Source organism: Microbulbifer maximicatervae (SeqCode) (assembly GCF_052467825.1).
In genome coordinates, this window is the sequence record NZ_CP174327.1 from 2,468,415 (window position 1) to 2,488,348 (window position 19,934).

Annotated in this window: 13 protein-coding genes; 6 read left to right on the top strand and 7 right to left on the bottom strand. The window is 49.5% G+C overall.

Annotated elements, in window-relative coordinates; translation table 11 throughout:
• Positions 1–34: 34 nt before the first annotated feature.
• Positions 35–994, bottom strand: coding sequence for a LysR family transcriptional regulator (locus tag ACJJII_RS10920; protein ID WP_444919161.1), 960 nt, complete (start codon positions 992–994; stop codon positions 35–37).
• A gap of 172 nt (positions 995–1,166) precedes the next feature.
• Between ACJJII_RS10920 and metE the strand changes: the two genes are divergently transcribed.
• A complete protein-coding gene (metE, locus tag ACJJII_RS10925; protein WP_444919162.1) occupies positions 1,167–3,401 on the top strand; it encodes a 5-methyltetrahydropteroyltriglutamate--homocysteine S-methyltransferase in 2,235 nt (744 codons plus the stop codon).
• 82 nt (positions 3,402–3,483) lie between these two features.
• Here metE and ACJJII_RS10930 read toward each other — a convergent pair whose 3' ends face one another.
• Together ACJJII_RS10930 and pepQ are read right to left on the bottom strand one after the other, a co-directional pair.
• The gene (locus ACJJII_RS10930; RefSeq protein WP_444919163.1) at positions 3,484–5,535 is read right to left on the bottom strand and encodes an amidohydrolase family protein; all 2,052 of its coding nucleotides are present in this window, start codon (positions 5,533–5,535) and stop codon (positions 3,484–3,486) included.
• A gap of 205 nt (positions 5,536–5,740) precedes the next feature.
• Positions 5,741–7,042 carry a Xaa-Pro dipeptidase gene (pepQ, locus tag ACJJII_RS10935; protein ID WP_444919164.1) on the bottom strand — a complete coding sequence of 434 codons (1,302 nt, stop codon included), beginning with the start codon at positions 7,040–7,042 and terminating at the stop codon, positions 5,741–5,743.
• An 83-nt stretch (positions 7,043–7,125) separates the two neighbouring features.
• Between pepQ and purU the strand changes: the two genes are divergently transcribed.
• The 5 genes from purU (at position 7,126) to ACJJII_RS10960 (ending at position 13,881) form a co-directional block, all read left to right on the top strand.
• Positions 7,126–7,965: a formyltetrahydrofolate deformylase gene (purU, locus tag ACJJII_RS10940; RefSeq protein WP_282934112.1), complete on the top strand. Its 840-nt coding sequence runs from the start codon at positions 7,126–7,128 to the stop codon at positions 7,963–7,965.
• A gap of 70 nt (positions 7,966–8,035) precedes the next feature.
• Positions 8,036–8,452, top strand: a complete 417-nt coding sequence (locus ACJJII_RS10945) for a hypothetical protein (protein ID WP_444914595.1) — start codon at positions 8,036–8,038, stop codon at positions 8,450–8,452.
• 76 nt (positions 8,453–8,528) lie between these two features.
• Positions 8,529–9,260: an AraC family transcriptional regulator gene (locus ACJJII_RS10950; protein ID WP_413664535.1), complete on the top strand. Its 732-nt coding sequence runs from the start codon at positions 8,529–8,531 to the stop codon at positions 9,258–9,260.
• Positions 9,261–9,640: 380 nt separating this feature from the next.
• Positions 9,641–12,448 carry a TonB-dependent receptor gene (locus tag ACJJII_RS10955; protein WP_444919165.1) on the top strand — a complete coding sequence of 936 codons (2,808 nt, stop codon included), beginning with the start codon at positions 9,641–9,643 and terminating at the stop codon, positions 12,446–12,448.
• Between the two features lie 113 nt (positions 12,449–12,561).
• Positions 12,562–13,881, top strand: a complete 1,320-nt coding sequence (locus ACJJII_RS10960) for a glycosyl hydrolase family 18 protein (RefSeq protein WP_444919166.1) — start codon at positions 12,562–12,564, stop codon at positions 13,879–13,881.
• A gap of 201 nt (positions 13,882–14,082) precedes the next feature.
• On the opposite strand, the gene ACJJII_RS10965 is transcribed toward ACJJII_RS10960, so the two are convergent.
• The 4 genes from ACJJII_RS10965 to ACJJII_RS10980 all read right to left on the bottom strand — a co-directional run bounded on the left by ACJJII_RS10965 (position 14,083) and on the right by ACJJII_RS10980 (position 19,898).
• The gene (locus ACJJII_RS10965) at positions 14,083–14,295 is read right to left on the bottom strand and encodes a hypothetical protein (RefSeq protein ID WP_282934107.1); all 213 of its coding nucleotides are present in this window, start codon (positions 14,293–14,295) and stop codon (positions 14,083–14,085) included.
• Positions 14,295–14,759: a Tse2 family ADP-ribosyltransferase toxin gene (locus tag ACJJII_RS10970; RefSeq protein WP_413664538.1), complete on the bottom strand. Its 465-nt coding sequence runs from the start codon at positions 14,757–14,759 to the stop codon at positions 14,295–14,297. Before ACJJII_RS10970 ends, ACJJII_RS10965 begins: the two co-directional genes overlap by 1 nt.
• Positions 14,760–15,032: 273 nt before the next feature.
• Positions 15,033–17,924, bottom strand: coding sequence for an aminomethyl-transferring glycine dehydrogenase (gcvP, locus tag ACJJII_RS10975; protein WP_444919167.1), 2,892 nt, complete (start codon positions 17,922–17,924; stop codon positions 15,033–15,035).
• A gap of 495 nt (positions 17,925–18,419) precedes the next feature.
• Positions 18,420–19,898 (bottom strand): nucleoside hydrolase, encoded by a 1,479-nt coding sequence (locus tag ACJJII_RS10980; RefSeq protein ID WP_444919168.1) that lies wholly within the window; start codon positions 19,896–19,898, stop codon positions 18,420–18,422.
• Positions 19,899–19,934 lie beyond the last annotated feature (36 nt).

Consider the following 19,934-nt stretch of genomic DNA (forward strand, 5'->3'; position numbering starts at 1 on the left):
AGGCTTAAGCCGCCCAGTTAACTTTTGTAAGTGGTTAGGCAGGTTCTGCCACACTGGGGCTGGTTTTGGCCGCTCTCACACCTTGTAGATTGGCAAAGCTGGTATCCCGTGCGGTTTTGAGGAAGTCTGTGAGATAAGGTTGCTCGAGCATATCTTCCCGCACTGCCGCGTAGAGAGTGCTCCAAAGGCCCTCTATACCCAGCTGTAGTTGGGAAACAAACCCCTTTTGCAGGTACTCGTGCAGCGCCCAATTGGGCAGGGCGCAAACCCCTCGGCCGCTGGCTACTAACTGAACCATCATCACGGTGAGTTCTGCGGTCCGAACACCCGCTGGCTCTATTTCGGCTGGATCGAGAAAGTGCTGGAATATATCCAGCCGCTCGCGCTCAACCGGATAGGTAATCTGGACTTCACCAGCCAATTCCTGCGGTTCTACCCAGCGCCGCTTGCTCTCCTGTGCCAGAGGGTGTTTGCGGCTTATGGCAAGGCACATTTCAAAGCTGAACAGCGGCTCGTAGTGCAGGCCTTTGAGATCCGGGTCCGGGTTGGAAGTGACAACCAGGTCCAGGTCGCCGCGCACCAGTGCGGGCAGGGGAGCGAAGTGGAAGCCGCTGCACAGGTCCAGTTCCACTTCTGGCCAGCCGTCCCGATAGGTATTCAGTGCGGGCATCAGCCACTGGTAACAGCTGTGGCACTCGATAGCGATATTGAGCCTGCCCGCTTGCCCAGATGCCAGCCGGGACAGGTCCCGCTGTGCTATAGCTACCTGGGGCAGTATGTCGTCCGCCAATTGCAGCAGTCTCAGACCGGCACTGGTAAATCGCAGAGGCCGGGATTTGCGTATAAACAGTTCTTGGCCGAGCCGGTCCTCCATTTCGCGAAATAAGTGCGAAAGAGCCGACTGGGTCAGGTGAAGGCGCTCTGCTGCGCGTACCAAGCTGCCCGTCTCACGCAAAACACTCAGCGCACGCAAATGGCGCAATTCAATCATCATTAAAATTATTCATGTTATTTGCAAAAAATATGAAATTGATTGAACAGTACTGTGCGCACACAATCAAGTCAGGACTCTCGCTAATGCGACCGCTACCGAAATCGCAGCTGCGGGGTATTCTTCAATGGGGCAACTTTGTTCCCCTCACAGGAAAGAGCTTGGGAAGGCGGCCATGGTGCAAACACATATCCTCGGCTATCCGCGTATCGGAGCCAATCGCGAATTAAAAAAAGCGCAAGAAGCCTATTGGCGCGGTGATATACCCCAGCAGCAGTTGCTGCAAGTGGGCACAGAGATACGCCGTAGTAACTGGCAGGCCCAGAGTGAGGCCGGATTGAGCCGTGTGGCTGTGGGAGATTTCGCCTGGTACGACCAGGTTCTGAATCACTCCCTGATGTTTGGTGTGGTCGGTCAGCGTTTTGTAGAGGGAGCGGCAGAAAACAAGTTGGACCAATATTTCCGCTTGGCCCGTGGTCGCGCTCCATCGGGACAGCCGGTAGCGGCCAGTGCCATGACCAAGTGGTTTGATACCAATTATCACTATCTGGTGCCTGAGCTCTCCAATGATCAGGCGTTCTCCCTGGATAGTGAGTGGTTACTTGACGAGGTGCGGGAAGCCCAATCCCTGGGCTACAAAGTCAAGCCGGTGGTTATCGGACCACTCACTTACCTGTGGCTGGGGCGAGGTGTGGATAGCCCTCTGGATTTAGTGCCAAAACTCCTGCCTTGCTATGCCGAGTTGCTGTCTCAGCTCGCTGACCTCGGAGTTGAATGGGTGCAGTTGGAGGAACCCATACTAGGCCTGGATCTGCCGGATGAATGGCGTGGGGCTTTTGATAGCACCTACCAGCAGATTGCGGCAGTAGCCCCGGGGCTGAATACATTGCTGGCTACCTATTTCTCACCTTTGCGCGAGAATTTGGAGCTGGTATTTTCCCTCCCTGTGTCCGGGGTACATATTGACTGTGTACGCGCACCTGAAGAACTTGAAGCTGCGGCCCAGCTGGCAGGTAAGAACAAGGTTCTGTCTGCGGGTGTGATTAATGGGCGAAATGTGTGGCGAGCAGACCTCAACCGCTGGCAGGGCACTTTGCAGCCTTTGGCGAAACAGTTGGGAGATCGCCTGTGGCTATCAGCCAGTTGCTCCCTGCTCCACAGCCCTGTGGATCTGGAAACAGAGATCAAGCTGCCCAGTGAGCAAAAACAGAAGCTTGCTTACAGCCGCCAGAAACTTCAGGAGTTGGCTCAATTACAGCAGCTGCTCAATGAGGACACAGAGATCCCTGTCTCAGGCGGAGAGAGTGGCATAGCCGAGGGCTCCATTGCTGATCAATTACGGGATACCTGGCGTCAACAGTGCTTTCAGGATCGCTCTTTAGTACAGGCCAAGCGTTGGAAATTACCACTGCTGCCCACCACCACAATAGGCTCATTCCCACAGACGGATCTTTTGCGCGGTGTGCGCCGCAAGTACCGCAATAGCGAAATTTCTGAAGCGGATTATTTAGAACATCTACGCGCTGAAATTGCCGAAGCTATCCGTCGTCAAGAAATACTCGGTCTGGATGTACTGGTGCATGGTGAGGCTGAGCGCAACGATATGGTGGAATATTTCGGGGAGCAACTGGATGGTTTTGTACACACCGGTAATGGCTGGGTGCAAAGTTATGGCTCTCGCTGTGTGAAACCCCCGATTATTTTTGGTGATATCTCCCGACCTAACGCTATGACAGTAGAGTGGAGCAGCTATGCCCAGAGCCTTACTAATAAGCCGGTAAAAGGTATGCTCACCGGCCCGGTCACAATTCTCAACTGGTCCTTCCCGAGGGAAGACATCCACCGCAGTGAGAGCTGTCTGCAAATTGCCAAGGCATTGCGGGAGGAGGTGTTGGATCTTGAGGCGGCCGGTATCGGGATTATCCAGATTGATGAACCGGCTTTACGTGAGGGGGTTCCCCTTCGAGAGTTTGAGCACCAGGATTATTTTGCCTGGGCGGTAGGGTGTTTCCGCTACACCTGTAGCGAAGTAAAAGCGGAAACCCAGATCCACACTCATATGTGTTACAGCAATTTCAATGCAATTATGGATGCCATTGTTTCCCTTGATGCGGATGTAATTACTATTGAATCAGCTCGCTCCGATTTGCGCCTACTCAGCGCGTTTGCCGACAAGGCCGGTGGTTACCCCAATGAAATTGGACCTGGCATTTACGATATTCACTCACCCAATGTGCCGGAAAGGAGGGAGTTGGTTGAGCGACTTATGAAAATTGCACAAGTGGTGCCGGTTGAAAGACTTTGGGTAAATCCGGACTGTGGCCTTAAAACCCGTAACTGGGCTGAGGTCGGGTCATCCTTACTGAATATGGTAGAGGCTGCGCGCACTGTGCGCACAGAACTGGCCTAGCCAATTTAGAAATAAAAAAACCGGCAATCATTTGGATTGCCGGTTTTTTCTTTTCTGTTTTTTCCGCTTCTGTTTTTTTAACTTACTCGGACTTGGTGGCTACTGTAGTAGTGTTATTTAATTCAAATGGCACTGAAGGGTGGAAAGGTTTAATACCCAAGGCTGTGTAAAGCTCATCCGGGCGATACATATTCTGCCCCTCGAGCACCAGTGCAGTGCGACGCAGCGCAGTGATATCCTCAAGGGGATTTCCCTCCAGTAAAACCAGGTCTGCATTTTTACCCACCGCAATACTGCCAGTATACTCGTCGGCCCCCATAACTTGTGCCGGTACCAGTGTGGCCGTGCGCAGCACATCAATATTCGGAATACCGGCTTTGGCATAGAGCTCCAGTTCACGTAACAGGGTAAACCCGGGGATGCCATCGGAGCCTGCGACCATAGTGACCTTGTGTTCGTGTAGCTTGAGCATCATGGCCAGCAGGGCTTCCGCTGAAAGGTCGTAGTCATCCCGGTGTTCCGGCTTCACATCCAGTTCGGCCCCAACAAAAGCGCGCTGGATATTCACAGGAAGGTGGTCGGTAATATCGGCAAATTCAGGATCTACTTTGCCCGGCTGGCGCAGTAACATCGAGCTGAATACGGTGGTGGTTGCGTCTACGACAGTGCCTTTCTTGGCTAGCTTATCCAGGAAAGCAGACACTTCTTTGCTATCCAGATCCAGCTCGTGGGCGTGCTCACCGATTTCTGTAAAGCGCAGTCTTTTACGGGTATCTATCTTGCCCATAAAATTCAGAAACAGCATATTGATATGCTGAATTTCATCAAAGCCCGCGTCCACTGCCTCTTCGGCGGTCATAAATGCAGGAATATGACCGGACAAACGCATACCATTTTCGTGGATATGCTTGGCTAAGGGAGCGATCCACTCGGGCTCCATCGAGCTGTAAGTTTTAATTTGCTGATAGCCGCGATCAGCATACCACTCGACAATATCCTTGGCTTCTTCCAGGCTGTCCGCAGTCTTGCCCATTCGCATGGCATTTTCGCTTTCCCGGTCCATAAAGCCCGCACGGAAAAGGTCGCCGCCAATGATTTGCTCTGACTCAAACATCCCTTCAATACGCATGATACTTTCATGGGTATTACCGATGTCGCGAACATTGACAATGCCAGCGGCCATATTCAGAACACCATCGGTAGGGGATAAGTGGGCGTGCATATCCCAGAGGCCGGGGATCAGCGTATGGTTACGGGCATCAATGGTGGTTGCCCCGTTGGCTTTGATCGGTTTTTTACTGATTTTTGCGATCTTTCCATCTTTGATCAGAACATGGTGCTTTCTCTGCAGTTTGCCAGATTCAACATCAACCAGGTTGACGTTGCTGATCAGGATGGGTTGTGTTGATGTGTGGGTATGTTTCTTGGCAATACCTTGCAGGTACTGGTCTGCGGCTGCGACTTGCCGGGTTTTCAGTTCTTCGAGGTGAGATTTATCCCAGCCTTTGCGCAGGATGGCGAACCATCCCCCCTCATCGGAGGCAAATAAATCCCCATTGTCATCATACCAGGCGAGATCTGGGGTAAAGCCCAGGCCGCTTACGCCGTAAAGGTGGACCGTTTTCTTTTTCTTGCCTTGTTGCAGGGTCACTTTATCAAGCTTATGGAGGCGTGCTTTTCCTTGCGGCAGTAAATCAATATTTTGATCTGCATCGGCAATCAGTGCTTTTACCAATTGCGTCTGTACGGCAAGGGTACTGTTCTTGGGAATATAAAATTGGGCTTCGGAAGTTTTTGCACTGCCATGTTCATCGGAACCTTTCCAGCGAGCGACACCATTTTCCAGGGAAAATTCTTCGCTGACTGGAGCACCAAATGGGCTGATCCCTTCAATGGATAATTGCTCGGGCATTGCCGCCTCACCGATAGTGAAGCTCTCCTTGAGGTTTAGGCGGCGGTTATTCCAGCCGAGCTTTAATTCACCAGATACCTTTGTTCCATCCTGGTGAATAATTTCTGAGCCCGCAATGCCCTCTTTATCGTAAAAAATATACTCGATTGATTTTGCGTAAGCGGTATTGGCTGCGGCTAGTACTGTAGCTGCTATAAGCGTTGCCAGTGTTTTTTTTCTCATGAATTGTCCCTTTTCTTGTTGTAATACCGGTGATGGACTTTGGCTTCTTTTCGGTGAGGGGGCAAGCAGCTTAGGGGCGCAAGCGGCGAGAGGAAAAGCGGGAGCGGTGGGGCGTTCTTTAATGTTTTAACTTTCAGAGTAAGGTAAAGGTATTGCGAGAGCGCTTACTTGTAAGCACTCTCACAATATTGCTTTAGTCTATGAGCTAAGCGCTGCGAGAAAGGTTTTCGTTACCGGATGCGTGTACAACAATATTATCTTCAATACGCACGCCGCCGTAGGGGCGGAAGCTGTCGACCTTATCCCAGCTAACCTCGGCAGCGAGGTCTGAGTCTTTCAGCTCTCCCAATAGGCTATCGATAAAGTAGAGTCCAGGTTCGATGGTAAATACCTGGTTCTCCTCGATAGTTCGGCTGGTACGCAGGAACGGGTACTCGGCCGGTGGGGGTGTCGTGCCTCCATCGGGGCCGGTCTGGTGACCGCCGACATCGTGTACCTGGAGGCCGAGGAAGTGACCCAGGCCGTGTGGCAGGAAGGGGCGAGTTAATCCGGATTCCACGGCATTCTCGGCAGAGGTTTTGATAATGCCAAATTGGAGCAACAGCTCGCCCACGTTTAAGTGGCACTGGCGATGTAGTTCCGGGTAAGGCAGGCCAGGTTTGAGGCCGTCTACCAGCTGCAACTGCTTTTCATCCATGGCCGTTACCAGCTCTGCGAACTCATTATCGGCATAGGCGTAGGTGCGAGTGATATCAGAGCAGTAGCCATTGCAGTCAGCACCCGCATCGATCAGGAAGCTTTTCAGCTGCGGCTCAGGCAGCCGCTCAGTAGACAGGTGGGTGTAGTGCAGGATTGCGGCATGCTCATTCAGGGCAACAATATTGCCGTAGGGCATACGGTTCTCACCCTGGCCTGCAGCGCCCAGGTAGGCCTGATTGATTTCAAATTCACTGGCGCCACTGCGGAAAGCCTGTTCGGCGGCGCGGTGCCCATTGACCGCAATACGGTTCGCTTCACGCAGGCAGGCGACCTCATAAGGCGTTTTATAAGCGCGGGCCCAGTGCAAGCGGTTGATCAGAAGCTCCGGATTTTCCTCCCCCAGTGACCAGCCTTGCAGCTTGTCGCTCTCACCGATAAAAGCGGCATTCTCCGAGCTCAGGAACGCCTGGGCATCGGCCGGCTTGCTCAGTAGCTCGATATCGTAGAAATCGCTCCAGAAGGTCTGCGGTGCCGGCGGTACATAGTGCCAAAAGTCTACTGGGCGGTAGAACAAAAGCTTTGGCTTTTGTCCGCGCTGATAGATAACCCAGCTGTGGGGGTTGTCGGTAATGGGAACCAGTGCCTTAAAGTGGGGATTCACCTTAAACGGGTAATAGTTATCGTCCAGGAACTGCACCCTGGGAGCGCCACTGAATACGTTGAGGGTATCAAACCCGCTCTGCTCGAGGATTTCGTCGTAGCGGCGGCACAGGGTGGCCATATGATCGGCGTAAAGGTTTTTATCCATGTTCTCCCCGGAATGGATCGCTGAATCGTAAAGTCGGCATAGTGTATAGTCTGGACTCTGGATATTTGGCCTGAAATTTGACCATGGAAAAGAAGATACTGCTGACCGACTGCCCCGATGATAAGGGGCTGATCGCAAAGATTACCAATATTTGCTACAAGCACCAGCTGAACATCATCAAGAATGATGAGTTCGTGGATCGGGTTGAGGGGCGCTTCTTTATGCGCACTGCCCTGGAGGGTATCTTTAACGATGCCACCTTCCTGGAAGATCTGGATATGACACTGCCCCAGGGCGCAGAGCGTCGCTTGGTATCCATAGAGCGGAAGAAGCGCCTGGTGCTGATGGTTACCCGCGAGCCCCACTGCCTGGGGGATATCCTGATGAAGTGCTATTCCGGCGCTATGGATGTGGAGATCGCGGCTGTTATCGGCAATCACCCGGATCTGGAGGGGCTGGTACAGAAGTTTGATATTCCTTTCCACTGTATTTCTGCAGAGGGGATGGAGCGCGGAGCTCACGAGCAGCAAGTGGCCACCTTAGTGGATGAGTACAACCCGGATTATCTGGTGCTGGCCAAGTATATGCGCGTGCTGACCCCTGATTTTGTTGCTCGCTATAGTGGACGCATTATCAACATCCACCATTCTTTCCTGCCCGCATTTATCGGAGCCAAGCCCTATCAGCAGGCCTACGAGCGTGGAGTAAAAATTATTGGAGCCACAGCGCACTTTGTTACCGATGATCTGGATGAAGGGCCGATCATTGAACAGGATGTAATACATGTGGATCATGCCTATTCTGCAGAAACCATGGCGGATGCAGGTAGGGATGTCGAAAAATTGGTTTTGACTCGAGCGCTGCAACTAGTTTTGCAGGAGCGAGTGTTTATACACGGAAATAAAACAGTGGTATTTAAATAGAAACGCAGTAAACAATACTAACTTTGCGCTCGATGTAGTAAAGCAGGTTAGTGTTTAGAGAGGATTTTGAGTGAATAATAAAAATATTAGCAGTTTTCAGGCCCGTTTATTTATTGCCGCTGGCCTAGCGTTACCTATTTTTCTCAGTGCCTGTTCCAGTAACAAGCCGATTCCCGGAATGAAAGAGTCGTTTGTAACTGAGATTGCTCAAAATGGAGCTAAGCGTTTTACATTTACTCTTGAGAAGGATCGGCAGGATCTTCCTCCCCCAGTTTCAAACCAGCCTAGTTCTCAACGTCGAATGCAGCGGGATACTATCGGTTTGGGAGGCCGTTCAAGTGACCGTGTAGAGCGTTATTTAGATTGGGCTCTCGAACAAAAGATGTTGGAAACCGGTTTCTGTGAGCGTGGCTATTTTGAAATTGAACGGGTTATTTCCGCGTATGGTGGTGAGGTGCGGGGAGAGTGCCGAGAAGGCGCTTTTTAGTGCCTTTTCTGCTTGCTGGATCTGTACAGTAATAAAAAAGGCAGGGACTCTTTACCAGCTATTATAGATAATAATAATGAAGTCTGAATCAATATTGGAAATGGTGTCTACCCAGCAGATTATTGCGGTTTTTGATTTAATATCAGATATTATTTTTTGGGTAAAAGATGATTCTGGTTACGTAGTACATTGTAACCGAGAGTTTATTGAGCATGTTGGATGCAGGTCCCTTAATCAGGTTGTGGGCCGCTCTGATATGGATTTTTCCCCCTCTTATCTCGCAAAAAACTATATGCGTGATGACCAAAGAGTGATGGAGGGCGAAACGATTACAGATCGACTGGAGTTGAATATAGGGAAAAGTGGAGAGTTGGTTTGGTTTACGACATCCAAGCGCCCACTAAAGAATTCCACTGGAAAAATTATTGGTACCTATGGCGTAGCTCGCGACCTTAATGAAACGGTCAAAACGCTCTCCAGAATGGATAAGCTGAAAAAGCCTGTTGAATATATTAAAAATAATTACAGTCAGCCGATTACTGTCGAACAGCTAGCAGAGGTAGCCAGTTTGTCTGTTAGCGCCCTTGAGAGGCGATTTAAAAAGTATTTGGAGAAAACTCCAATGCAGTTTGTCAGAGAGGTTAGGTTAGAGAACTCCCGTCGTATGCTGGTGGACACTCAGCGGCCAATTTCTGAAATCGCATACCGTGTCGGATTTCCATCTCACAGTTACTTCAGTAGACATTTCAAGACCATGTTTGGGCAGCTTCCCGCTATTTATAGAGAAGAAGTTCAGTCTCAACTTTGAATGCGATAGGCCATTCCTGAACTACTTAGAGATGGATAATCAATAGAAGTTTTTTGTTGAAATGGTTTGGTGCTGGCTTTCTTCTCTTTAAAAATAGTTTATCTATTTGTTGAATATCCTGTAAATCCATAATCGAATTTTGGCCTTTCATACCTTCTAATACCTTTCCCTTAGTGTCCTCCAAAATTCCAAACGCCGATTTTGTTCTATTCCTGTCTCAGTTTCTATTACCCCCTTATCCCGTTTTTTTCTTAGGGTTTTAGTGCTCAACAAGTGGACTGTCATTACGGGGTTTAGGGTCCCCTGACGGTTTCTCGCCCCTCTCCAATTTGGAGAGGGGCTCTTTTAAATAACTTATAAGAAAAGAAAGTTGGGATACTATGAAAACAGTCAAGAATAATAGACGAACCACGGTCAAAATCTGGAGCCGGGAGATTAAGCAGAAATCGCTAGTCTCCGCTATTTCATTAGCCATTAGTAGCGTGGCGATTGCTGATGATATCTCTGAGAAAGACAAACCGATGGATCATATTGAGGTAATCGGAATTCTTGAGAGTAATACCAGAAACCTGGAAATTAAGCGGGATTCTAATGCTATTGTAGACGCGATAACCGCCGAGGATGTGGGCAAGTTCCCGGATAAGAATGTTGCAGACTCTCTTCAGCGCGTGCCAGGGATCACAATTACACGCAGTGGTGGAGAGGGTAGTCGAGTCAGTATTCGTGGCACCAGTGCCGAGTGGACCTTGACTCAGTTAAATGGAAACTACATTGCAACCTCTGATGGAGAAGCGCCATCTCGAAGCTTTAATTACACTTTGCTGCCATCCAACATGATTAGCAAAGTAGAAGTTTACAAAAGCCCGGAAGCTAGAATTGATGAAGGAGGAATTGGCGGAACGGTTATTCTACACAGTCGTAAGCCTCTGGAAATGGATTCTGGTGAGGGTGTTATAACTACTGAAACCACTTACTCAGATACTAATGAGCAGTGGGAACCTCAATATAGTGCTTTTTACTCCTGGAAAAATGAGAGTGAAACCTTTGGTATCCTGGCTGGATATACCAAGCAGGACAGAACCGTAACCTCAATTGAAAACTACGCGAGCCATTGGCGATTCCATTCAGATACAGTTGAAGGTGCTGGGCGTCCGGCAATTGTTGACCAGGAAACTGGTGAAGTTTACAACAATGTTTGGGCGCCCAGAGCCATGGGTATTGGTAATCATGAGCAGGATAGGGCCAGGGATGGTTATCAAATTACTACTCAATGGCGGCCAACTGAGCGTTTGGAATTTTCTCTGAACTATTTCGGTTCCCAGTTGGGATACGATACCCGTAGTCAGAATCTCACCTTAGCTGAATGGAATGATAACCATAACCCTTACTTTGGCGTTGAGCTGGAAGGGGATACCGTGGTCACCTATGGCAACGGTGATAACGGCTTGCTAAATGCTGATAACTGGGGCGATGCTGATGTCAATGGTGGTGTTGAGGTAGAGCGAGGCTTAATGTCTCCGCAATTGACCGGGCAGGATAGCTACGGTGAATCAGAATCTCATACATTCGACCTCGAAATTCTGTATGAAGGTGATTCTTACACAGCAGCAGTGAATATTGGGCGCAGCTCTGCAAAAGGAGGTGTCTCCGAAAGAATCATGGCAAATATGGATGCACGTTATGGTTCCGTAAATAGTTGGCTGTGGTCTATTGCCGACGGGGAACCTAGCTACGAAATCTCTACAGATCTCACCTCGGATCAGGAGGCCTATCCATATTATGACTGGTTTAGTTCTGACGCTACCCAAAATCGGGATAGGGAAGATTATTATCAGCTTGACCTGGGATTTGATACCAATTGGGGAATAGTTAACAAAATCTATGTCGGTACTAAATATCGGGATCATGAAGCCAAGTCCCTAAGAGATACTTTCCTGTGGGATGACGGTATTTCGGATAACGGTGGTTATCGTGGGTGGTTGTCGGGTACCGAATGGTTCCACAACCCGGATTTTCATCCAGACACTTCAATCTTACTTGGCGGCAGCGTAATCGATAATAGCGCAGGCGATACCGGGGCTATTAACTATCTGCCTTTTGATATAGATGCGCTTAAAGCCTACGTTAGTGATAATTTTACCCGGACTGTAGTTCCTGTCTTATCCGGTACCTATACCATCGAGGAAAAAATATTTTCACTTTACGCACAGGCAGATTTTGAATTGGAAGCCTTCCGGGGTAACTTTGGTGTCCGCTATGTTAATACCGACTTAACTACCTCGACGTACGATGACATCATTGGTCAAGAGACAGATATCACCAATGCAAATAATCGAAGTGCTGACAGTGAAAACTTCCTACCAAGTTTGAATATTGCCTGGGATCTAACTGATGACCTTGTAATACGATTTGCTGCAGCAAAAACCATGTCTCGAGTTAGTTATGCTGATTTGGGGCAGGCTGAGTCTTATGGCCCCCCTGTAAATATTAACTCGCCGGATTCTTGGACCGGCCGTGGGACCGGCACCTCAGCAAATACTGGGTTAGAAGCGATGCTCTCCAATCAATTCGATCTGGGAATTGAATGGTATTACCTTGATGGTTCCGCACTTGGGGCAACACTATTTAGTAAGGATATAAGCAACCTTCCTATAACCACAACTGAAGTTGTATTACGTGAGCACAATTGCTGCAATGGACCCATTGAAGTCGATATGACCACAAAAACGGGTGGTGCTGAGGCAACTTCAAGAGGCGTTGAGCTGTTTGCACAACATGCGTTCGAAAGTGGTTTTGGTGTAATGGCAAATTATACCTACACCGACACTAGTACTTCAGGGGTGTTTGTTAATGGTGAAGAAACTGAGGCAGAAATTCCTGGAACGGCTAAGCACCAGTACAATCTTTCCGGTTATTATGAAAATGATTTGTACAGTGTGCGAGCATCTTATAACTGGAAAGATGATCGAGCTGGGGGGCTTCACCAAGGGTATAATTTATACGATAAAGCTTATGGGCAGCTTGATCTTAATACCAGCTTTACCTTCAATGAAAACCTCAATTTCACGGCATCTATCATTAATTTAACGGAGGAAAAGGCAGAGGGGTTCTGGAAGCAGGAAAACAGAATGACTTATTATAATTACTCTGGGCGCAGACTATATATTGGTGCAAACTATAAATTCTAATACCTCGTTGATCGTAGTATTGGGTGTAGAGTGTAAGCTCTACACCATTTTTTTTGACTATCGATATTAGATTATAGAATTTACATAACCACATAATAAAAATGAGCATAAATATGAAACAATCGACACGTAGAGCAATGCAGGCTGCTTGTGCCACCATTTTATTTCAGGCTGGTGCATACGCAGATATTGAAGTGGTCAATTCGGATGACTGTCCCTCGGACACTACAACAGTAAGCTATTCTGAAGCGCTTAATTATCCTAATGAATTTTGTGATCTTCTCAATAATGGTGACTTGGTTGGTTTATCAGACGGGTCCTCAATAGAACATCTGGGAAATAATTGCCAATTGACGAGTAACGAAAGTCGCCAATTATCCATGACATTGTGTAAATCCGAACCTTCAGCGCCTCATGTTGTTAGTGGAAGCAGCTGTGCATCTGATGCAAGCCCGGTCACCTATCTTGAGGCTCAAATCTATAAAGATGAGCTGTGTTCAGTCCTGGGGGACTGGGAAATTGCAAATCTTGCCGATAATGCCTCCATGGATGGCAGCGGGTATGGGTGTGGTTCACGTAAGAATGAAATCCGTGAGCTGGGCTCAACTTTGTGTAAATCTGATACTACTCAGGAAAGTGTGTCAGCGCCTAAAGTTGCTTACGTAGAAGTTAATAGTAATAACCTGAGCAATGCAGGCTGCTTTACAGAGAGCGATGGCAGCCAGTTGTTTGATATAGCTGTGATCTTCGCGGCAAATATTAATTACGATGGTCAGAAAGCTGTACTGCATTTTAATGACCAAGTGTCAGACTTGCTCAATAACAATTTGAGTACAGTACAAGACTTGCAAGACAAGGGTACGAAAGTGGTGCTCAGCGTTCTCGGAAATCACCAAAATGCAGGTTGGTCCTGTTTTGCCGATGAGCAGTCCGCTGATGACTTTGCTCAGCAGCTAAAAGATGCCGTGGATCAGTATGGGTTGGATGGTATTGATATTGATGATGAGTACTCACAGTGCAGCCAAACCTATTCTGACTCCCTGGTAAAAGTGACTAGTGCATTGCGAGAGAAAATGCCGAGTAAAATCATTTCTAAAGCACTCTGGAGTGATACCGATGCTTTTCAGGCTGAATGGAATGGCAAGAAACTGGGCGATCAACTAACTTATGGCTGGGAGATGAGCTATTGGTTGGGCTCAAGTTGTACTTCAAGAATCCAGAAGTATATCAACCTGGGTGTTGATAAGTCTAAGCTGGGTGTTGGCGCTTCTACTGTGTTGGATAGTGCTTCTGCAGCGAGCGCTTTAGCATCATGTAATGAGAATAATAACCTTGGTGGCGGTACTATGATATTTAATGTGACTAAAGATTCTAGCAGTTACCTTTCTACAATATGGTCAGGTACTTCAGAGGTCCCGAATTGCCTTAAGTAGTTAAAAATTCCCCGTGGAATCTTGTGTGACTTGCTGAAGCGGGGATGTGCTAAAGCTAACTAATCAGTACAGGCAGGAATGTCTGTATTATTACTGTTTTTATGGGGATATCCTATACAGCTATGGGCGATAAGTGGTGTGGATATATTTGTTTAGCTTAATATGCTTCAGGGTGGTTTGAAGCCACCCAGAAGAAAAGCTTTATAATAGTTTTTCTAAGGGTATACCTGTTTCCTTTTCAATCACTTTATATTCCTCTTTAAGAAACTCCAGGAACTGTGTTAGCTGTAAGTGATGCTCCTCATAGTCTGTCTTGTCGCCTATGGTCTCACTTCTTAAAAGGCTTTCTTGATACAAAACGGCATCTCTAACAGCAGAAATTAGTAGTGGTGCCCAGGTATTAGGTACTTCCATTATATAGCTTCCTTAATTAAGGATTTTTCTAGTATTTTTAACTTACTCTTAAATTGATTCAGAGGCATGTCGTATGCTGGGGCTATCGTATAGTGTGTTGCCTCAAATCTGGTGTTATATTCATCTTTTACAATTGCAATACCTTCTGGCAAAACTGTCCCTGTAGGAATTTTGTAGTACTCCCAGTTTTTGCCTTTTGGTAATCCTGGTTTATCAAAAGTGCTGAGTCCCCTGGGGCGATCCTTTATGCAAACCCACTCTGTCCCATCGCGGTATTCTATGGTGATATCTGCTGGTCTAGGACGTCCGTTAGACAGAATGAAACCTTTTTCTATAAAGTCGAAGACACCTTGGTCTGATTTTTTGTTCAGAGCTCTCCATAGATCTATGGGTGTTTGACCGTCAGAGTAAGAGTCTGCTTTTCCCTTCGCAATTAATATTTCTTTTAAAACTTTAATGGTCACTTTCACCTCCGATATTGAAAGCTTGGGACGATTAGAAAGTTTGGCTAAATTTTTTCCAAAACGTTCTAATACCGTTTCTTTGTTGTTAGGCGCCGCCTATGTGAGGATTTTTAACTAAGTTAACGCAGAATAATATTGTTGAAAGGTGATGGTTGCAAATACGTAGCTATACAGGACGTGAGAGTTTGTGCCAGTTCGATAAAAGTATTGTGGGTCGAATAAAAAAGCGGGCATTAAGCCCGCTTTTAAATCCATCTGTGAGAGTGTTGAATCTTACTCTGCGTAGCTCTCAATCGGAGGGCAGGAGCAGATCAGGTTGCGGTCGCCGTATACGTTGTCGATACGGTTAGCAGCGGGCCACACCTTGTGCTCTTTTAACCACGCCGCTGGGCGTGCAGCAATATCCCGGGAGTAGCTATGGGTCCACTCACCGCTCATTACATCCTCAAGAGTGTGAGGGGCATTGTGTAGTGGGTTGTCCTCAGGGGTGTATTTACCGCTGGTGACATCTTCCACTTCCTGGCGAATTGTCGCCATAGCCTCGATAAAGCGATCCAGCTCACCCTTGGATTCGCTTTCGGTAGGCTCGATCATCAGGGTGCCGGCTACCGGAAAGGACATGGTGGGGGAGTGGAAGCCAAAGTCCATCAGACGCTTGGCGATATCCTCTTCAGTGATGCCGCTGGCTTCCTTGAGTGGGCGCAGGTCAACCAAGCATTCGTGGGCAACAAAGCCATTGGTACCGGTGTAGAGCAGGGAGTAGTGCTCACCCAGCTTCTTGGCTACGTAGTTGGCGTTTAGGATCGCCATTTCGGTAGCCTGCTTCATACCCTGCTTACCCATCATACGGATATACATCCAGCTGATCGGCAGGATGCTGGCGGAGCCCCAGGGAGCGGCGGAGATGGTGCCGTTATCCAGATTGGTTTCCGGTACTTCAGTCACCGGGTGGGCCGCCAGGTAGGGCTTCAGATGTTCACCAACAGCGATCGGGCCCATACCGGGGCCGCCACCACCGTGAGGAATACAGAAAGTTTTGTGCAGGTTCAGGTGGGATACGTCACCACCGAACTGGCCCGGAGCTGCGACGCCGATCAAGGCGTTCATGTTGGCACCGTCGATATAAACTTGGCCGCCAGCCTGGTGAACCAGATCGCAAACTTCGCGGATACCTTCCTCGAACACCCCGTGGGTGGACGGGTAGGTGACCATCAGTGCGGCAACGCGGTCGCCGTGCTCTTCGATTTTGGCTTTCAGGTCTTCGATATCCACATTGCCTTTATCATCACAGGCAACCACAACCACTTTCATGCTCACCATCATGGCGGATGCCGGGTTGGTGCCGTGGGCAGAGGCGGGAATCAGGCAGATGTCGCGCTGGGTTTCGCCCTTCGCTTCGAAGTACTTCTTGATAGCAACCAGGCCTGCGTATTCACCCTGGGAGCCGGCATTGGGCTGCAGGCTCACCGCATCGTAACCGGTGCAGGCGGATAGCATTTGCTGTAGCTGGCGGAACATTTCCGCGTAGCCTTCTGCTTGATCTACTGGTGCGAAGGGGTGCAGCTTGCCGAACTCTGGCCAGGTGACCGGGATCATCTCGGCGGTGGCGTTCAGCTTCATGGTGCAGGAGCCCAGGGGAATCATTGAGTGATTCAGGGCGATATCCTTAGCTTCCAGAGACTTGAGATAGCGCAGCATCTCGGTCTCGGAGTGGTAGGTGTTGAACACCGGGTGGGTCAGGAATTCAGTATCGCGCGCTAGGGCGGCGGGTACACCCAGAGAGCCCTTGCTGGCAATTTCGCTGTCCAGAGTATGCAGATCGATGCTGTGTTCGGTGCCGATAAAGGCATTGATCAGGTCGGACACATCCTGCAGGGTGGCGGTCTCACTCAGGCTCACGCCCAGGGCGTCTTCACCAATTTTACGCAGGTTGATCTCAGCGGCCAGGGAGCGCTGGTAAATCTCTTCCTGCTTGGCGCCAACGGTGATATTCAGGGTATCGAACCAGCTGTCGTGGGCCAGGTTAAAGCCTTCCTGTTGCAGGGCGGAAGCGAGAATGTCTGCCAGGCGCTGGATGCGGGCAGCGATGGTTTTCAGGCCTTCAGGGCCGTGGTAAATCGCATAGAAAGCGCTCATTACCGCCAACAGCACCTGGGAAGTACAGATATTGGAGTTGGCTTTCTCGCGGCGAATATGCTGTTCGCGGGTTTGCATAGCCATGCGCAGGGCGCGCTTGCCTTTGCTGTCGACGGAAACGCCGATAATACGACCTGGTGCGGAGCGTTTGTAAGCTTCGCGGAAGGCGAAGAAACCAGCGTGGGGACCACCGTAGCCCATGGGGATGCCGAAACGTTGGTTACAGCCAACAACTACGTCTGCGCCCATATCACCCGGGGCTCGGAGGGCTACCAGGCTCATCAGATCAGCGGCCACGGTTACCAGTGCGTTGGCTTCGTGTACTTTGGCAATAATGTCAGTTAGGTCGCGTACGCGGCCGGTGCTGCCGGGGTATTGCAGCAGGGCACCGAACAGCTCGGCGGGGATATCTTTTTCCACATCGCCTACAACTACTTCGAAGCCGAAGTGCTCGGCGCGGGTCTTAACTACGGCGATGGTCTGCGGGTGGCAGTCCTGGTCTACAAAGTAGACGTTGGATTTGTTGCGTTTGACCTGGCGCTTACACATGGCCATGGCTTCAGCTGCTGCGGTACCTTCATCCAGCATGGAGGCGTTGGCCAATTCCATACCGGTGAGGTCCATAATCATCTGCTGGAAGTTCAGCAGGCCTTCCAGGCGACCCTGGGCAATTTCCGGCTGGTAAGGGGTATAGGCGGTGTACCAACCCGGATTCTCCAGCACGTTGCGCAGGATCACATTGGGGGTAATGGTGTCATGGTAACCCATACCAATAAAGGTGCGGTAGATCTTGTTGCGCGCCGCGATATCTTTCAGCTCTGCGAGGGCCTCAACTTCATTGATCGCGTCGGCCAGATCCAGCTCATCGGTCTTGCGAATGGCTTCGGGCACGGTTTTCTTGATCAGCTCTTCGAGGCTGGCAACTCCGAGGGTTTCCAGCATGGCCTCTACCTGTTTGGCATCGGGGCCAATATGGCGATGGATAAAGGCGTCGTGTTGTTCCAACTGCTGCAGCGATGGTTGGGTCATAAACTTCGTTCCTGTAGTCGCAGGGAGTCGTCGCGGTGCGCTCGCGGTTAAAAATAGCACCTGGCCTCAGTACCGCTTTTCCTGTGGAAAGCCTCGGGCCTCCGCGTTGCGGATAGGCGAGGGTAACGCTTGGGAAAATCGGTTTGCAGGCAGCCCCAGTGTCGCAATATGGAATCAAAGGGGAAGCCGGGCCATAGCGGCAGGCGCGCATCTTAGCAACCGGGGCGAGTAGGGGCAATCTGCGGGATTTGAGCGAGGAAACTGCTAAATTTGGGCTCAAAAAGTGGGTTAAATCCTGTGATATTTTGGCTGGGACGATTTTGTTCTACACAGGATGGTGTGGATTTGACGAAAGGTGTCATCTGAGAGTTTAGATGGCCTCGAAAGTTGAACAGGTTGGCTATAGACGCTTTGATAGGTTTAGGAACCCTCTGAAAAGTCCACAAGAGCAATACAGAGTAGTCAAAAGGTTCCTATGCACTAACAATCTCTTTGTTAACGCTGTTTAGCTCGACACTTAGCTCCCTTCCGCGCCGCATTAAAACGATCACGCAGGCGCTCAATCATCGCAGTACGGGCGGCATCGTGGTTGATACCCATAACCACATTTACTGGCAAGCCCTCGCCATTTTCAGCAAGGGTGGTTTTTCCCACGGTTGGGTCGAAGGTGATGGGATCATAAGGAGTCATACTGTCAGCCAGTCCGGCATTTAACTGGTCTACTTCGATAAATCCGGGTACCAAATCCATCTCTAAAGTTTCAGGCTCCAACAGTACCAAGGCAGCAATAATGTCCCACAGGCGAATAACGGCATCCATGGCGAAGTCACCATTACCCTGGAAATCCCCACCCTCAAATTCACGAATGGAACTGAGGAGTTGGGAGGTGTAGCAGGCTTCCGGAGTTGCGCGGCGCTCTGCGAGGGCTTCGATGGTGCTGCCTTGTACTTTGGCCATATCGGTTGAGTTGGTCGGAACCAGGTAGGTTTCAATACTATTTTCACTCAGGGCGTCGAAGGTCCATTGTGCGCTCAGTGGGTCGAGCAGAATATTGAACTCCTGATGGGTACTGAAGTCGCTGTCACAGCCGAAGCTGGGGTGGGAGAAAATATTGCCGCCCAGATTTCTAGATTTATCGCCAAAGCAGGCTGCTTCGTGATTCTCTGTAAACGGCTCATAATTCTCAAAGCCACCACCCATCATAATAACGCGGTCAATTTTAGCCAGCTGTTCTTCGCTGGCTTTGCCAAGTACCCGGGCCAGGGTGGTGAGTTTACCGGTGTTGAAAACTATTGGGCGTTGCTCCAGGTTATCCATCGTTTCCAGGATAATGTCTTCGGCCAGCTCAAAATTGAAGGAGACACCATTGTTACCTTGGTAGCGGTAGTGCTCCTGTTTGGCGCGCGGGATTAGGTGGTCAGTTCCATATAAGGTGGAGCCGTTGTCACGCCAGGGGCCGGGTACATACTGGCCGTAGAGATTGATACCCATGGCGTTGCGGCGCTCCAGGTTCCAGGTACCGGTGGAGAAATCGGAGGAGTTGGGTAGTTGATAGTCTTCTCTGCCGAGAACGGCCTTATCGTCATTTACCGGAGATACTGAAGCTTTGCCGTTTGCGCCGTAGGCGACTTCCTCTGTGGCAAAGTAGGCTCCGCGAATAACCTGGGTATCGTTATTTCCCAGCCATTCGAGGATGTTGTAAACAGTGTTGGCCCCGTGCGCTACGGTATTGAAAGAGTCCTCAACGACAGCCAGCTCCAGGGTATAGCGTGGGTCTTTGGCGATTAGCATCAGTGCTACGGCATCATCAAAGTTATTGAAGTCGCCAATCCAGATAATGGGTTGGGCGTTTTCGGTCTTGATGGCCTGGTGTGGTTTCTTGCTGTGAGGTCCGCTATCCGCATTGCAAGAAGCCAATGTGGTTAGGCTGCCCAGTACCAGAGCTCCTGCAGAGAACCAGTGTTTTAATTTCATTTATCCTTCCCTAAATATTCGAGTGGTTTTACTCGG

What these genes read in the sequence shown, in the direction of transcription:
- gcvP (WP_444919167.1), bottom strand. Translation starts at nt 17,924, where the DNA reads ATGACCCAACCATCGCTGCAGCAGTTGGAACAACACGACGCCTTTATC.
- pepQ (WP_444919164.1), bottom strand. Translation starts at nt 7,042, where the DNA reads ATGGATAAAAACCTTTACGCCGATCATATGGCCACCCTGTGCCGCCGC.
- ACJJII_RS10955 (WP_444919165.1), top strand. Translation starts at nt 9,641, where the DNA reads ATGAAAACAGTCAAGAATAATAGACGAACCACGGTCAAAATCTGGAGC.
- metE (WP_444919162.1), top strand. Translation starts at nt 1,167, where the DNA reads ATGGTGCAAACACATATCCTCGGCTATCCGCGTATCGGAGCCAATCGC.
- ACJJII_RS10930 (WP_444919163.1), bottom strand. Translation starts at nt 5,535, where the DNA reads ATGAGAAAAAAAACACTGGCAACGCTTATAGCAGCTACAGTACTAGCC.
- ACJJII_RS10980 (WP_444919168.1), bottom strand. Translation starts at nt 19,898, where the DNA reads ATGAAATTAAAACACTGGTTCTCTGCAGGAGCTCTGGTACTGGGCAGC.
- ACJJII_RS10920 (WP_444919161.1), bottom strand. Translation starts at nt 994, where the DNA reads ATGATGATTGAATTGCGCCATTTGCGTGCGCTGAGTGTTTTGCGTGAG.
- purU (WP_282934112.1), top strand. Translation starts at nt 7,126, where the DNA reads ATGGAAAAGAAGATACTGCTGACCGACTGCCCCGATGATAAGGGGCTG.
- ACJJII_RS10965 (WP_282934107.1), bottom strand. Translation starts at nt 14,295, where the DNA reads ATGGAAGTACCTAATACCTGGGCACCACTACTAATTTCTGCTGTTAGA.
- ACJJII_RS10960 (WP_444919166.1), top strand. Translation starts at nt 12,562, where the DNA reads ATGAAACAATCGACACGTAGAGCAATGCAGGCTGCTTGTGCCACCATT.
- ACJJII_RS10950 (WP_413664535.1), top strand. Translation starts at nt 8,529, where the DNA reads ATGAAGTCTGAATCAATATTGGAAATGGTGTCTACCCAGCAGATTATT.